Origin of the sequence: Streptococcus thermophilus (assembly GCF_010120595.1) — a bacterium.
Lineage (GTDB): Bacteria > Bacillota > Bacilli > Lactobacillales > Streptococcaceae > Streptococcus > Streptococcus thermophilus.
The window spans coordinates 627,738-641,441 of the sequence record NZ_CP038020.1; the positions used below are offsets into that span (position 1 = coordinate 627,738).

Genomic DNA, 13,704 nt, shown 5'->3' on the forward strand with positions numbered 1-13,704 from the left:
TCTAAGGAACTTGACCCACGGGCTAGCCTCCTTAGTATGTAAATAATGAAACAAAGTAAAATGTTGATTCCAACACTTCGTGAAATGCCAAGTGATGCTCAAGTTATTAGTCATGCCCTTATGGTACGTGCGGGTTACGTGCGTCAGGTCTCTGCTGGTATTTATGCTTATATGCCATTGGCAAATCGTGCTATCGAGAAATTTAAAACCATCATGCGTGAGGAGTTTGAAAAAATCGGTGCGGTTGAAATGTTGGCGCCAGCGCTTTTGACAGCAGATTTGTGGCGTGAATCTGGTCGTTATGAAACTTATGGTGAAGACCTTTATAAACTAAAAAATCGTGATAAATCTGACTTTATTCTCGGTCCAACTCACGAAGAAACTTTTACAGTCTTGGTTCGTGATGCGGTTAAATCATACAAACAATTGCCACTTAACCTTTATCAAATCCAATCTAAATATCGTGATGAAAAACGTCCTCGTAATGGTCTTCTTCGTACGCGTGAATTTATCATGAAGGATGCTTATAGTTTCCACCAAAACTACGAAGATTTGGATGTAACTTACGAAGACTATCGTAAGGCCTATGAAGCTATCTTTACACGTGCTGGCCTTGAGTTTAAGGCTATCATCGGTGATGGTGGTGCTATGGGTGGTAAGGATTCCCAAGAATTTATGGCTGTCACTCCTGAGCGTACGGACCTTAATCGTTGGGTAGTTCTTGATAAGTCAATTGCTTCATTGGATGAGATTCCAGAAGATGTCATGGAAGAAATCAAGAATGAATTGACATCGTGGTTGGTATCTGGTGAAGATACGATTGCATATTCTACAGAGTCAAGTTATGCAGCTAACCTTGAGATGGCAACAAACGCCTTCACACCAGCGACTAAGGTTGTGACTCAAGAAGAAGTTTCACGAGTCGAAACACCAGGTTGCAAGTCAATTGACGATGTCGCTGCTTTCTTGAATATTCCAGAAGAACAAACGATTAAGACTTTGCTTTTCACTGCTGATGACGAACCAGTAGTGGCTCTTCTTGTTGGTAATGATCAAGTTAACGATGTGAAGTTGAAAAACTACCTTGCAGCTGACTTCCTTAAACCAGCTACAGAAGATGAAGCGCGTCAAGTCTTTGGTGCTAACTTCGGTTCTCTTGGTCCAGTTAATCTTCCTGAAAATGTTCGTATCATTGCAGACCGTAAGGTTCAAGACGTGGCTAATGCTGTTGTTGGAGCCAATGAAGATGGTTATCACTTGACAGGGGTTAACCCAGAGCGTGACTTCAAGGCAGAATACGTGGATATTCGTAAAGTTAAAGAAGGTGAGATTTCGCCAGACGGTCAAGGTGTCCTTCAGTTTGCGCGTGGTATCGAGATTGGTCATATCTTTAAACTTGGTACACGTTACTCTGAAAGTATGGGTGCTAACGTTCTTGACGAAAATGGTCGCGCAGTTCCAATTATCATGGGATGTTACGGTATCGGTGTAAGCCGTATCTTATCAGCTGTTATTGAGCAACATGCACGTCTCTTTGTCAACAAAACACCAAAAGGTCAATACCGTTATGCTTGGGGTATTAATTTCCCTAAAGAATTGGCACCTTATGATGTTCACTTGATTACAGTTAACACAAAGGACGAGGAAGCTAATGCATTGACAGATCGTTTGGAAGCTGCTCTTGCGGCTGAAGGTTACGATGTTTTGATAGATGACCGTAATGAGCGTGTTGGTTCTAAATTCTCTGATAGTGACCTTATCGGGCTTCCAATTCGTGTGACGGTTGGTAAAAAGGCAAGTGAAGGTATTGTCGAAGTTAAAATCAAGGCAACTGGTGACACTATTGAAGTGAACGCAGATAATTTGATTGAAACACTTGCTATCTTAACAACTGAACAAGATGCTTAATACTAAAAAATCTTTTCTTGCAGAGGCGGGAAGAGATTTTTCTTTTTAAACGACAAAGATTAATTGAGAAAAAGGAGATAAATTCCAATTTGACAGAATTGTCTAAATAGTGTAAACTTAAATCTATCTTAACTACGGAGGCATTACATGCTTGACAAATCTACCCACTGGGGAAATCTTAAAGCTTGTTATTACTTTAGTTTCTTTAGATAGGGCGTTTGTGTTTCAAGATACAAGCGTCAATAAGTTTGTATCTATGAAGCTAAAGCATTTTGTGATGGATTAGCCGATTAGATGAAGAGGTCTAACCGGTGACATAAGCTAGCTTGTGCTAGTCAAGATGCAGAGAACCAGTTGGGTCTGTCCTGGCTGGTTTTTCCATGCCGTGGTCTATTTTTAATTTCTCATTCTAAGCTAGAATTGTTCTTTAAACAGCAAGATTTAGCTTACTTTTGACGTGATAAATAAAGTGATTGTATCACTTGGGGATGCTCTTGAAGACTTGAGGATTTTTCATGGGCAATGAAACTGTTGTTTTCCCTGTGCCTCCAATGCTTCAGAAGAACATAAAAGGAAATTGGAAATAGATAAAATAAAAAAACAGAGGTGTACAAGATGAAGAAATTCTTGGTCAGTATGATGGCTGTTATAACAGCTGCCATCTTGGTTGCATGCTCCAATGCTTCTAACAAAGATTTAGTTCACATCGGTGTTCTCCAATATGTAGAGCATCCTTCCTTGTCAGCGACACGTAAAGGGTTCATTGAAGAACTCAAAGAGGAAGGGTATGTCGATGGTAGGAACATTAAAATCGATTATCAGAATGCACAAGGAGATCAGTCTAACTTGCAGACGATTTCTCAGTCGCTTATTGAAGATAATGATGTCATGTTGGCTATCGCAACCCCAGCAGCTCAGTCATTAAGCAGTTTGACAAAAGGTAAGCCAATTCTCTTTACGGCAGTGACGGATCCTGTCTCAGCTAAGTTGGTTAAATCTATGGACAATGTTGGTGGAAATGTGACGGGGACAAGTGACATGTCTCCTATCAATAAACAGGTTGAATTGTTGAAAAAGGTCTTTCCAAACACTAAAAAAGTTGGGATTATGTATACGACCAGTGAGCGTAACTCAGAAGTTCAGGTTGAAGAAGCCAAGAGATACTTTAAGGAAGCTGGTATTGAAACGGTTATTAAGGGGATTTCATCAACCAACGATATTCAAGATACAGCCAAAAGCTTGATGAGTCAGACCGAAGTCATTTTTATTCCGACTGACAATACCATTGTTAGTGCCATTAATACCTTGGTAGACCTTTCTAAAGAGACTAAAGTTCCTGTTGTTGGTAGTGATGCTGGTAGTGTAGAAAAAGGTGTCCTATTCACTTATGGAACCAACTATGAAGCGCTTGGTCGTCAAACAGGTAAGTTAGCAGGTCGTGTTCTGCGAGGTGAGAAAGTTAAGGACATTGATGCGGAGTACCCTAAAACTCTAAATGTTGTGGTTAATCATGATATGGCTAAAGAACTTGGCATTGATGTTTCTAGCATTAGTGATGAGGAATCTAAAGTATCAACGAAAGATGACAAACCGATTGCCAAAAAAGATAAGGGTGTCATTAAGCTTAAGGTGAATAAGTCATCTAAGAATGGCTTTTCAAATGTTGTTCTAACATCCATTTCTCAGGGACTTCTCTGGGCGATTATGGCTATTGGGGTCTTCATTACCTTCCGTATTTTGGACCTTGCCGATTTGACAGCTGAGGGAGCCTTTCCACTTGGTGCTGCAACGACAACTATCATGATTATCCGTGGTATCAACCCAATCTTTGCAACTCTAGGTGGTTTTGTAGCTGGTATGTTTGCAGGTGCTGTGTCTGGCTTTATGCATACGAAAATGAAGATACCAGCACTATTAACAGGGATTATTACCCTAACAGGGCTCTATTCAGTTAACCTTTTGGTTCTCGGAAGTGCCAATATCTCTCTTTCAGGACATAATACGCTAGTGACTATGGTGATGGGGCTTGGATTGTCTAAGCTGAGTGGTGTGATTCTATTAGGACTAATCTTCGTTAGTCTTGTAGTGTTTATGTTGGTTGTTCTCCTTAATACACAGGTTGGACTTGCTCTTCGTGCAACAGGTGATAATCTTGCCATGGGAGAAGCTAATGGTATCAAGGTTGATCGTATGAAGATTCTTGGTTACATGATTTCCAATGGTTTGATTGCCCTATCAGGTGCTCTCCTAGCTCAAAATAATGGCTATGCGGATATGAATATGGGTACAGGTACAATCGTAAATGGCTTGGCTGCAATCATCTTGGCTGAGGTTATCGTTAAGTATTTACCACTTGGCAAACGTCTTTGGTCAATTGTTGTCGGAGCTGTTCTCTACCGTTTGGTCTTGGTTATGATCCTTGCCATGAACGTTGATGCTCAAATGCTGAAATTAGCTTCAGCTATCTTGCTTGCTATCATCCTTTATGTGCCTGAAGTACGACAAAAATTGAAAATCAATCCTAACAAATCCTTGACTCCAGGAGGTGATAAGTAGTGGCTTTACTTAGTTTACAACAGATTCATAAAACCTTTGAAAAAGGCACAGTCAATGAAAATCACGTCCTGCGTGGTTTAGATCTCGACATTGAACAGGGAGATTTTATCTCTGTCATCGGGGGAAACGGTGCTGGTAAGTCAACCTTGATGAATTCAATTGCTGGTGTTCTCAGCATTGATGAGGGGGATATCTTGTTGGACGGTCAATCTATTAAGAAAGCATCTGTAGATGAGCGCTCTAAAGACATTAGCCGTGTTTTCCAAGATTCTCGAATGGGTACAGCGACAAACCTTTCTATCGAAGAAAATATGGCAATCGCCTATCGTCGTGGCAAGAAACGTAGCTTCTTTAAAAAGTCTATCACTGAAAGTGAACGTCAAATATTCAAGGAAGCCTTGGTAGATCTTGGTCTTGGTCTTGAGAATCGTATGAAGACTGATGCTAATTTCTTGTCAGGTGGACAACGTCAGGCCTTGACGCTTGCTATGGCGACCTTGGTTCGTCCAAAGATTTTGCTGCTAGATGAACATACAGCAGCACTGGATCCTAAGACAAGTGACATGGTCATGAATTTGACGCGTAAGATTGTTGAAGAACAAAAGTTGACAACTCTTATGATTACCCACAATATGGAACATGCTATCGAATATGGAAACCGTTTAGTTATGCTCTATCATGGTAAGATCGTCGTAGATGTGCAAGGTGAAAAAAAGAAAAACCTCACTGTTGCAGAGCTTATGGCCCTCTTCCACAAAAATAGTGGACAAGTTCTCAATGACGATGCCTTGGTACTCGGTTAATATAATAGAAAAAAACTATCCAAAGTTTAGATTTTGGATAGTTTTTTCTTGACTATTTTTGACTAAGTGCTAAAATGAAAATATAGATTAGCAGTTGTCTATCGTGAGTGCTAAAACAACATTTTAAACGTTGCTAATCTAAATAACATTTTTGGAGGTAATTGGTATGGCATTAAAACCATTGGGCGATCGTATCATCGTCCGTTTTGAAGAAACAGAAGAAAAAACAGCTAGTGGCTTTGTATTGGCAGGAGCTAGTCATGAAACAACTAAGACTGCAGAGGTCTTGGCGGTAGGTGAAGGTACCCGTACTCTTACTGGGGAATTGATTGCACCTAGTGTTGCAGTAGGCGATAAGGTCCTTGTTGAAAATGGTACAGGTGTCAGTGTTAAAGACGGAGAAGATTCCGTTTCAATTATCCGTGAAGCAGATATTTTAGCAGTCCTAGCTTAAATTCTTGCTAATCAGATATAAATTAAGATAAAGAAGGAGTGAGTAATTATGGCAAAAGATATTAAATTTTCATCAGATGCACGTGCAGCAATGGTTCGTGGTGTTGATACTTTAGCTGATACCGTTAAGGTAACGCTTGGCCCTAAAGGTCGTAATGTTGTTTTGGAAAAGGCTTTTGGTTCACCACTTATCACTAATGATGGTGTGACAATTGCTAAAGAAATTGAACTTGAAGATCATTTTGAAAATATGGGTGCCAAGCTCGTCAGCGAAGTGGCTTCAAAAACTAATGATATTGCCGGTGACGGAACAACTACAGCCACTGTTTTGACACAAGCTATTGTTCGTGAGGGGCTAAAAAATGTAACAGCTGGTGCTAATCCAATCGGTATCCGTCGTGGGATTGAAGCAGCTGTAGCTGCAGCTGTGGAAGAGCTTAAAGTCATTGCTCAACCAGTTGCTAATAAGGAAGCTATTGCTCAAGTTGCTGCGGTTTCATCTCGCTCTGAAAAAGTTGGTGAATACATTTCAGAAGCAATGGAACGCGTTGGTAATGATGGTGTTATCACTATTGAAGAGTCTCGTGGTATGGAGACAGAACTCGAAGTGGTTGAAGGTATGCAATTTGACCGTGGATATCTTTCTCAGTACATGGTTACTGATAATGAAAAAATGGTCGCAGATCTTGAAAATCCATTTATTCTTGTGACTGACAAGAAAATTTCAAATATCCAAGATGTTCTTCCACTCTTGGAAGAAGTGCTTAAGACCAGTCGTCCACTTTTGATTATTGCTGACGACGTGACTGGTGAAGCTCTTCCAACACTTGTTCTTAACAAAATTCGTGGAACCTTCAATGTCGTTGCTGTTAAGGCGCCTGGCTTTGGTGACCGTCGTAAAGCGATGTTGGAAGACATTGCTGTATTGACTGGAGCAACTGTTATTACTGAGGATCTTGGTCTTGAACTTAAGGATGCAACTATGGAATCACTTGGTCAGGCTTCGAAAGTAACTGTGGATAAGGATAGTACAGTTATCGTTGAAGGAGCAGGAAGCGCAGAAGCAATTGCTAACCGTGTTAAGCTCATTAAATCTCAATTGGAAACAACAACATCTGAATTTGACCGTGAAAAACTTCAAGAGCGTTTGGCTAAATTGTCAGGTGGTGTTGCAGTTATTAAGGTTGGTGCAGCCACAGAAACAGCTCTTAAAGAAATGAAACTTCGTATCGAAGATGCTCTCAATGCTACTCGTGCCGCTGTTGAAGAAGGTATAGTAGCTGGTGGTGGTACAGCCCTAGTTAACGTCATTGCTAAGGTTGCTGAACTTGATCTTGAAGGTGACGATGCTACAGGACGTAATATTGTCCTCCGTGCCTTGGAAGAACCTGTTCGTCAAATTGCTTATAATGCCGGTTATGAAGGTTCAGTTATCATTGATAAATTGAAGAATAGCCCAGTTGGTACAGGATTTAACGCTGCCAATGGCGAATGGGTAGATATGGTTGAATCAGGAATCATTGACCCAGTTAAGGTAACACGTTCAGCCCTTCAAAATGCTGCTTCAGTAGCTAGTCTTATCTTGACAACAGAAGCAGTCGTTGCCGACAAACCTGAACAAAAGGCTCCAGCAGCGCCAGCTATGGATCCAGGAATGATGGGTTACTAAGATTTAAGAAAGAAAAAAACCTAGGAGAAGTCGAGAAATGAACTGCACCCCAAAAGTTAGACAGAAAAAATCTAACTTTTGAGGTGTTTTTATTATGAAACTAACTTATGAAGATAAAGTTCAAATATATGAATTGAGAAATCAAGGTCAAACCTTCAACCAACTTTCAAAACGATTTGGTGTGGATGCTTCTGGATTAAGATATATGACGAGATTGATTGAACGTTACGGAATAGAAATTATCAAGAAAGGTAAGAATTGTTACTATTCACCAGAATTAAAACAAGAAATGATTGATAAAGTGCTACTTGAAGGTCGTTCACAAAAAAGTGTAAGTCTTGATTATTGTCTTCCAAGTGGTGGAATGTTGCCTAATTGGATAGCACAATACAAGAAAAATGGGTATACTATTGTTGAGAAAACAAGAGGGAGACCGCCTAAAATGGGACGTAAACGTAAGAAAACTTGGGAATAAATGACAGAACTAGAGCGACTCCAAGAGGAGAATGAACGCTTACGTACCGAGGTGGCCTACCTAAAAAAGTTAAAAGAGTTAGAGGAAAGGGACGAAGCCTTACAGCGAGAAAGGCAGAGACAATTAGAGAAATGGTTTCAGGAGGATTTCGACTCGATTTACTTCTTGAAACAGCACGTTTAGCTCGCTCGACTTACTATTATCAGTTGAAACCACTAGATGGGCACGACAAAGATAAAGAGACTAAAGGCGAAATTCAAGAAATTTATTATGAGAATAAAGGAAATTATGGCTATCGCCGAATAACTCTTGAATTGAGGAATCGTGGTTTTGTAGTGAACCAGAAGAAGGTCCAACGTCTGATGAAGCTCCTTGGTTTAAGTTCCCAAATTCGTCGTAAACGCAAGTATTCTTCATACCAAGGAGAAGTTGGCAAGAAAGCAGATAACCTTAGTGACCAAGGTTGGCAATACCAACATCAGTATTATCATCAATTTTTAGAGGATAAAGGGACCCCCAACCGTCAATGTCACGTAAGGGGAATCGTCCAGACAATGGCATGATGGGATCCTTCTTTGGTATTCTTAAGTCTGAGATGTTTTATGGTTACGAGAAGACGTTTCACTCACTTGAGCAATTGGAACAAGCTATTGCAGACTATATTGATTATTACAACAACAAACGCATTAAGGTAAAATTAAAAGTACTCAGTCCTGTGCAATACAGAACTAAATCCTTTGGATAAATTAGTTGTCTAACTTTTTGGGGTCAATACAAAACTTTTTCTGAGTTTTCTTTTTTTATTAGTTATTGTTAATTAATGAAAAGGGTTAAACATATCAGAACTTCCTTGTTTACCTGACATCTGCATCATAATTTGTTGCTGTCTAGTGCGTTCTGCTTCCTTATTCGTATTGATAGAAATAATAAGCAAGATGATCCATCCAATGAAAGTCCAGCTTAACAGTATTGAGAAAAAAAGATTAGCCATTTCTTTTCTGTTTTGTTTAGAAGTGCTGGTAGGATGTCAATAATGATTGCTGGTAGACCCACAATCAAAGTCCAAAATGTCAAACCTGATCCCATGCTAGAATCGTCTCCAATAACTCCAAGTAAGAACCATCCAAGAGCCCAAAGGATAACTGGTATGGTAGCGATGGCTATCATGATGAGGTTTGTTTGAGATTTATTTTCTGGCTTTTTCCAAGCCTCATTAAGAGTGCTGTTTGTTTGTGGGAAGCTTGCATGAGCTTACTCGGCAAAGGAATTTAAAGGCTTATTAGTAGTGTCTTGTATTGGATTTATTTGTTCTTGAAAGTTGGCTGTTGGAGCTTCTTGACCTATGTTAGGAGTTTGGAAAGTTTGTCTTTCATCGATACTAGAATCATCCAAGGATTCTTCAGTGACATCATAATTGTCAACATCATTTTTGACAGTTTCTACAGTCTCTGCTGATGGTTCAGGTTCTGTATGTTCAACAGTTTCTGAGTTTTGTGTCTTTTCTACAGTCTCTTTTTGTGAGAGTTTTTTTGTTGCTTCGACAGTTTGTTTGGGGGTTTCTCAGACAAACTCGCCTCGATTGGCTGCTTCAGCCATTTCTTGGATACTTGGATTACGTCCGTGGACTGCTTGGAAAAAATCAATCCAATCTTGTTGTTTCATATAGTTAAACTCCATTTGTTTCGATTATAAATTTTGATGCTTACAATTATAGCAATAGTGTAAGGGATATGCAATGGGAGTTGGATAGGACAGTTTATTTCTCTATAATCTTTTTGTCACTAAAGATTATAGAGAAAGAAATAGGTTAAGATATAGACCACTAGAGGATATATCAGTGGATTATAGTCCCAGGCTCCTTGCCAATCTAGGTGTAAGAGTCTAACACTAGCGCGTGTCAAACCTGCGCTTCACCCCTTGAGTCCAAATGGTTTTAGGATAAGGTTGAGTGGTGTTGGGAGATGTAAAAGGTAGACTCCATAAATTGCCATTAAAACTAAGAGATATAATCTAAAAAAACGCTGGTGGTAGGCCCACAAGCGTGTGAAATAGTTTTTCATTACCCAATAACAGCAAAAAGTTTTTGATCATTTGATTGGCGAGTAGCATCCATGATGAGAAACCAGTCAATGATTGACCAGATACCACAACCACCACATGTCAAAAGTTTACCGATACCAAGACCAACTTGTCCCAACATAAAGCGGTCGATTCCAAGAGAACCACCAAAGAGTGAGATGACAAGCATCATCGTAGGATCTTGGAAGCTGATTGAGTAAAGCAGTGAAAGTTGCTGTTCAGGAAGTGCCTCAAGACGTTGGCGGATGTACTGAACTTGTTCTGTTGGGAAATACTTAGCGTTAATTGCTAGCCATTGATCGACTGGATTCATAATTAAACACTCCTAAAATTTTAAATTATACGTAAAGGATAACATAATGTAAAGGAGAGTCAAGGTAGTCAAGGCTTTCGAAATCAATAAAAGCAACTTATTTGCAAGGTTCCGCTGTCTTATAACGAGAAGATCATTAGGATAATCCTTTCGCACTATGTTTGAGAGTGAGTTTGCTTTTATGATTTGTGATTTCTCAACACTTGTTCAAAACTTTCTGATTTAACCTTAACAGTGACTTTTTCGAGTGTTAAGGGGTGAGTGAAACTAAGGGAGTGGGCGTGTAGCATGAGTCTAGATGCTGGCTGATAACTGTAAAGTGGGTCCCCCAGAATAGCATGACCGTGATGGGACAGATGCACACGAATTTGGTGAGTTCGGCCGGTTTTTAGTTGGCAGTTGACCAGACTGGCTCCTTCAAAGGTTTTGAGACGTGTGACGGTTGTATACGCACTCTGCCCTTTTCGAGGATCCACCACCCGTTTTCTACGATCGTGGCGGTCGCGTCCAATCTTATCCTTATAAACAGTTTTCTTGGTCTGAAATTTACCTTCAGTCAATGCCCAGTATTGACGCTGAATCATCTTATCTTCTAAAAGCCGGTTAAGAATTGGCAGGATAAACGGATTTTTAGCGAAAAGCACAGCTCCACTAGTTTCCATATCTAGTCGATGAACGACGTAACAGGTTTGCCCACAATAAGCCGAAACATGGTTAAGAAGAGCGATTTCTGTGGGTTCATTGCCATGCGTCTTCATTCCTTCAGGCTTATTGACCACGATGAGATGCGAATCCTCATAGAGAGGCTTTACCAAATTGGCATCTCCCATAGGGATAGTTTTATTAGGATAGTCCTCTGTGTCAAAGGTCAGGCTAATCCTATCACCTTCTTTAACAGGACTCTGCCAATTAATAGTTTCTCCATTGATAAGGACATATTTTTTCGTGCGTAGGAAATGACGAATCTTACGAGGAATGAGGAGTTTGGTTTCTAGTAATTCTTTGACAGTTGTTGCAGGGTAGGGATTGATAATTTCTACGTGTAAAGTCATAGTTTCATTATATCATGAACGTTTAAAAGAGGACAGAACCTGTAAAAACTTGGTATAATAGGTTTATGACACTTTTTGATAATCTAAAAAACAAACTTTTTAAAGAAGAAACTAGCGGGAAGGGTAAGGAATCCCAGCCTGCTGGAAAATCGAAGGATTTACAAGATAGGATAAAAGGTCTTTTTGCCAAGAAGCCTGATGAAGTTGAACAAGCCGTTGAAGAACTTGACATGTCACGAGAAAGCCAAGAGACTTCACGTTACCAACGTTCTAAGCAAAAGAAACCTATTGACACGACCAAACCCTTAGGTAAGGTTCGGGCTTTCTTGAGCAAGTTCACTCTTTCGCCAAGAAATCCTATTCGCCGTTTCTGGCGTCGCTATCATATTGGTAAAATTCTCTTTATCTTGGTAGCCGTGTTGGTTCTGACAGTAGGCTCCTATCTCTTCTATATCGCTAAGACGACCAATGTCTCAGATCTTCAGGATGCCTTGAAGGCTACTACGGTTATCTATGACAAAGAAGGCAATCAAGCTGGTTCACTGTCAGGGCAAAAAGGGACCTATGTGGAGCTAGATGCTATTAGTGATAGCTTAGAAAATGCCGTCATTGCAACGGAGGATCGTACCTTCTACAAAAATAGTGGGATTAACGTCAAACGTTTCCTCCTAGCCATTGTTTCTATGGGCCGATTTGGTGGTGGTTCGACCATCACACAACAGTTGGCTAAAAATGCCTTTTTGACTCAGGAACAGACAGTAACTCGTAAGGCCAAGGAATTCTTTCTTTCTTTGGAACTAACCAAGAAATACAGCAAGCAAGAAATCCTTACCATGTATCTCAATAATGCCTACTTCGGAAACGGTGTTTGGGGTGTTGAAGACGCCAGCCAAAAATACTTTGGGACAAGTGCTGCCAATCTAACGGTGGATGAGGCAGCGACACTTGCAGGTATGCTTAAGGGACCTGAAATTTACAATCCGATTGATAATATCCAAAATGCAACCAACCGCCGAAACACTGTCCTTGCCAATATGGTAGATGATGAGAAGTTGAGTCAAGCTGATGCTGATAGTGCAGCTGGAGTTGATATGGCTAGTCGCTTGGCTGATACTTATCAAGGGACTGGTGATGACTATAGGTATCCGTCTTACTTTGATGCTGTCATTGAAGAAGCTACTAAGACTTATGGCTTGAGTGAGGATGAAATTGTTAAAAATGGCTACAAAATCTATACAGAGATGGATGCCAACTCACAGGCTAATATGCAGCAGACTTATGAAAATAGTTATCTCTTTCCAACGTCAGAAAGTGATGGTAGCACAGCCCAGTCAGCTAGTGTAGCACTTGATCCATCAACTGGAGCGGTTCGTGGTTTGGTAGGTCGTGTAGGTGGTACAGGTGATACAACCTTCCGTAATTTCAACTATGCAACCCAAGGGAAGCGTAGTCCTGGTTCGACAATCAAACCTTTGGTGGTTTATGCTCCAGCTCTGGCTTCAGGGTGGAGCATCAATAAGGACCTACCTAATACGCCAATTGATTACAATGGCTATACCCCAACCAACTATGGTGGTGTTGAGACTGAGGATGTGCCCATGTATCAAGCTTTGGCCAACTCTTACAATATTCCGGCAGTTTATCTCTTTAACCAAATCGGTATACAAAAAGGGATTAGTTACGGTCAGAAATTTGGTCTTAACTTTGATAATGTTCCAGAAGAATTAGGGATTGCACTCGGTGGTGGTGTGACAGCTAGTCCTCTACAAATGGCTCAGGCTTATGCGACCTTTGCCAATGGTGGGGAGATGAATACAGCTTATTTTATCACTAAAATTGAAAATGCTAGTGGTGATATCATTGCTACCCATAGTAAGAAGTCTAAACGTATTATCAGCCAGTCTGTAGCTAACCAGATGACTAGCATGATGCTCGGTACCTTCTCAAATGGTTCCGCTGTTAATGCCAACTACACGGGTTACACTATGGCAGGTAAGACAGGTACTGTTCAGGCCGAGTTTAACAAAGATTTGACCAGTGACCAGTGGGTAATTGGCTATACTCCTGATGTGGTTATAACGACTTGGATTGGTTTTGATAAGACTGACGAGAATCACTACTTAACAGGAGCAAGCTCAGGAACGGCTTCAACTATTTTCAGCTATATCGCTGCAGATGTTTTGCCAAATACACCAGGTAATGAGTTTACCGTTGAAAATGCCTATGCGGCTGATGGTCAAACCTTAGATTATACAGCAAATCCAAACGATTCACGTAATAGCAATAATAAGTCATGGACAGACAAGGCTTCAGACGTTGTCAATGATGTAAAAGATCAAGCAAGCAGCCTATGGGATAAGATCTCAGACTCCTTCTCAGGTCTATTCAGATAGCTT

Annotated in this window: 9 protein-coding genes and 2 pseudogenes; 7 read left to right on the forward strand and 4 right to left on the reverse strand. The window is 40.4% G+C overall.

From position 1 onward, the window contains the following. Positions 1-45 precede the first annotated feature (45 nt). From E3C75_RS03325 to E3C75_RS11240, 6 genes and pseudogenes are all read left to right on the forward strand, one after another. Positions 46-1,908, forward strand: coding sequence for a proline--tRNA ligase (locus E3C75_RS03325; protein ID WP_111679200.1), 1,863 nt, complete (start codon positions 46-48; stop codon positions 1,906-1,908). A 615-nt stretch (positions 1,909-2,523) separates the two neighbouring features. Further along, the gene (locus E3C75_RS03330) at positions 2,524-4,464 is read left to right on the forward strand and encodes an ABC transporter substrate binding protein (protein WP_111679201.1); all 1,941 of its coding nucleotides are present in this window, start codon (positions 2,524-2,526) and stop codon (positions 4,462-4,464) included. Then, positions 4,464-5,267 (forward strand): ABC transporter ATP-binding protein, encoded by an 804-nt coding sequence (locus E3C75_RS03335; RefSeq protein ID WP_111679203.1) that lies wholly within the window; start codon positions 4,464-4,466, stop codon positions 5,265-5,267. Before E3C75_RS03330 ends, E3C75_RS03335 begins: the two co-directional genes overlap by 1 nt. Positions 5,268-5,433: 166 nt before the next feature. Next, positions 5,434-5,721, forward strand: a complete 288-nt coding sequence (gene groES, locus E3C75_RS03340; protein ID WP_024009719.1) for a co-chaperone GroES — start codon at positions 5,434-5,436, stop codon at positions 5,719-5,721. Between the two features lie 48 nt (positions 5,722-5,769). After that, positions 5,770-7,389 (forward strand): chaperonin GroEL, encoded by a 1,620-nt coding sequence (gene groL / locus E3C75_RS03345; RefSeq protein ID WP_084828447.1) that lies wholly within the window; start codon positions 5,770-5,772, stop codon positions 7,387-7,389. Positions 7,390-7,483: 94 nt separating this feature from the next. After that, a pseudogene (locus E3C75_RS11240) lies at positions 7,484-8,609 on the forward strand (IS3 family transposase). A 215-nt stretch (positions 8,610-8,824) separates the two neighbouring features. Here E3C75_RS11240 and E3C75_RS03365 read toward each other — a convergent pair. The 4 genes and pseudogenes from E3C75_RS03365 to E3C75_RS03380 all read right to left on the reverse strand — a co-directional run bounded on the left by E3C75_RS03365 (position 8,825) and on the right by E3C75_RS03380 (position 11,308). Further along, entirely contained in the window at positions 8,825-9,031 is a 207-nt protein-coding gene (locus tag E3C75_RS03365; RefSeq protein ID WP_223899644.1) for a hypothetical protein, read from the reverse strand. A 589-nt stretch (positions 9,032-9,620) separates the two neighbouring features. Further along, positions 9,621-9,924: pseudogene (locus tag E3C75_RS12100) on the reverse strand (DUF2752 domain-containing protein). After that, positions 9,924-10,256, reverse strand: coding sequence for a TM2 domain-containing protein (locus E3C75_RS03375; RefSeq protein ID WP_133264076.1), 333 nt, complete (start codon positions 10,254-10,256; stop codon positions 9,924-9,926). The pseudogene E3C75_RS12100 and the gene E3C75_RS03375 overlap by 1 nt, the downstream one beginning before the upstream one ends. 179 nt (positions 10,257-10,435) lie before the next feature. After that, positions 10,436-11,308: an RluA family pseudouridine synthase gene (locus E3C75_RS03380; protein WP_084828448.1), complete on the reverse strand. Its 873-nt coding sequence runs from the start codon at positions 11,306-11,308 to the stop codon at positions 10,436-10,438. A gap of 65 nt (positions 11,309-11,373) precedes the next feature. On the opposite strand from E3C75_RS03380, the gene pbp2a reads away from it, so the two are divergent. Continuing rightward, on the forward strand, positions 11,374-13,701 hold the full coding sequence (pbp2a, locus tag E3C75_RS03385) for a penicillin-binding protein PBP2A (protein ID WP_100262310.1): 2,328 nt from the start codon (positions 11,374-11,376) through the stop codon (positions 13,699-13,701). Positions 13,702-13,704: the final 3 nt, after the last annotated feature.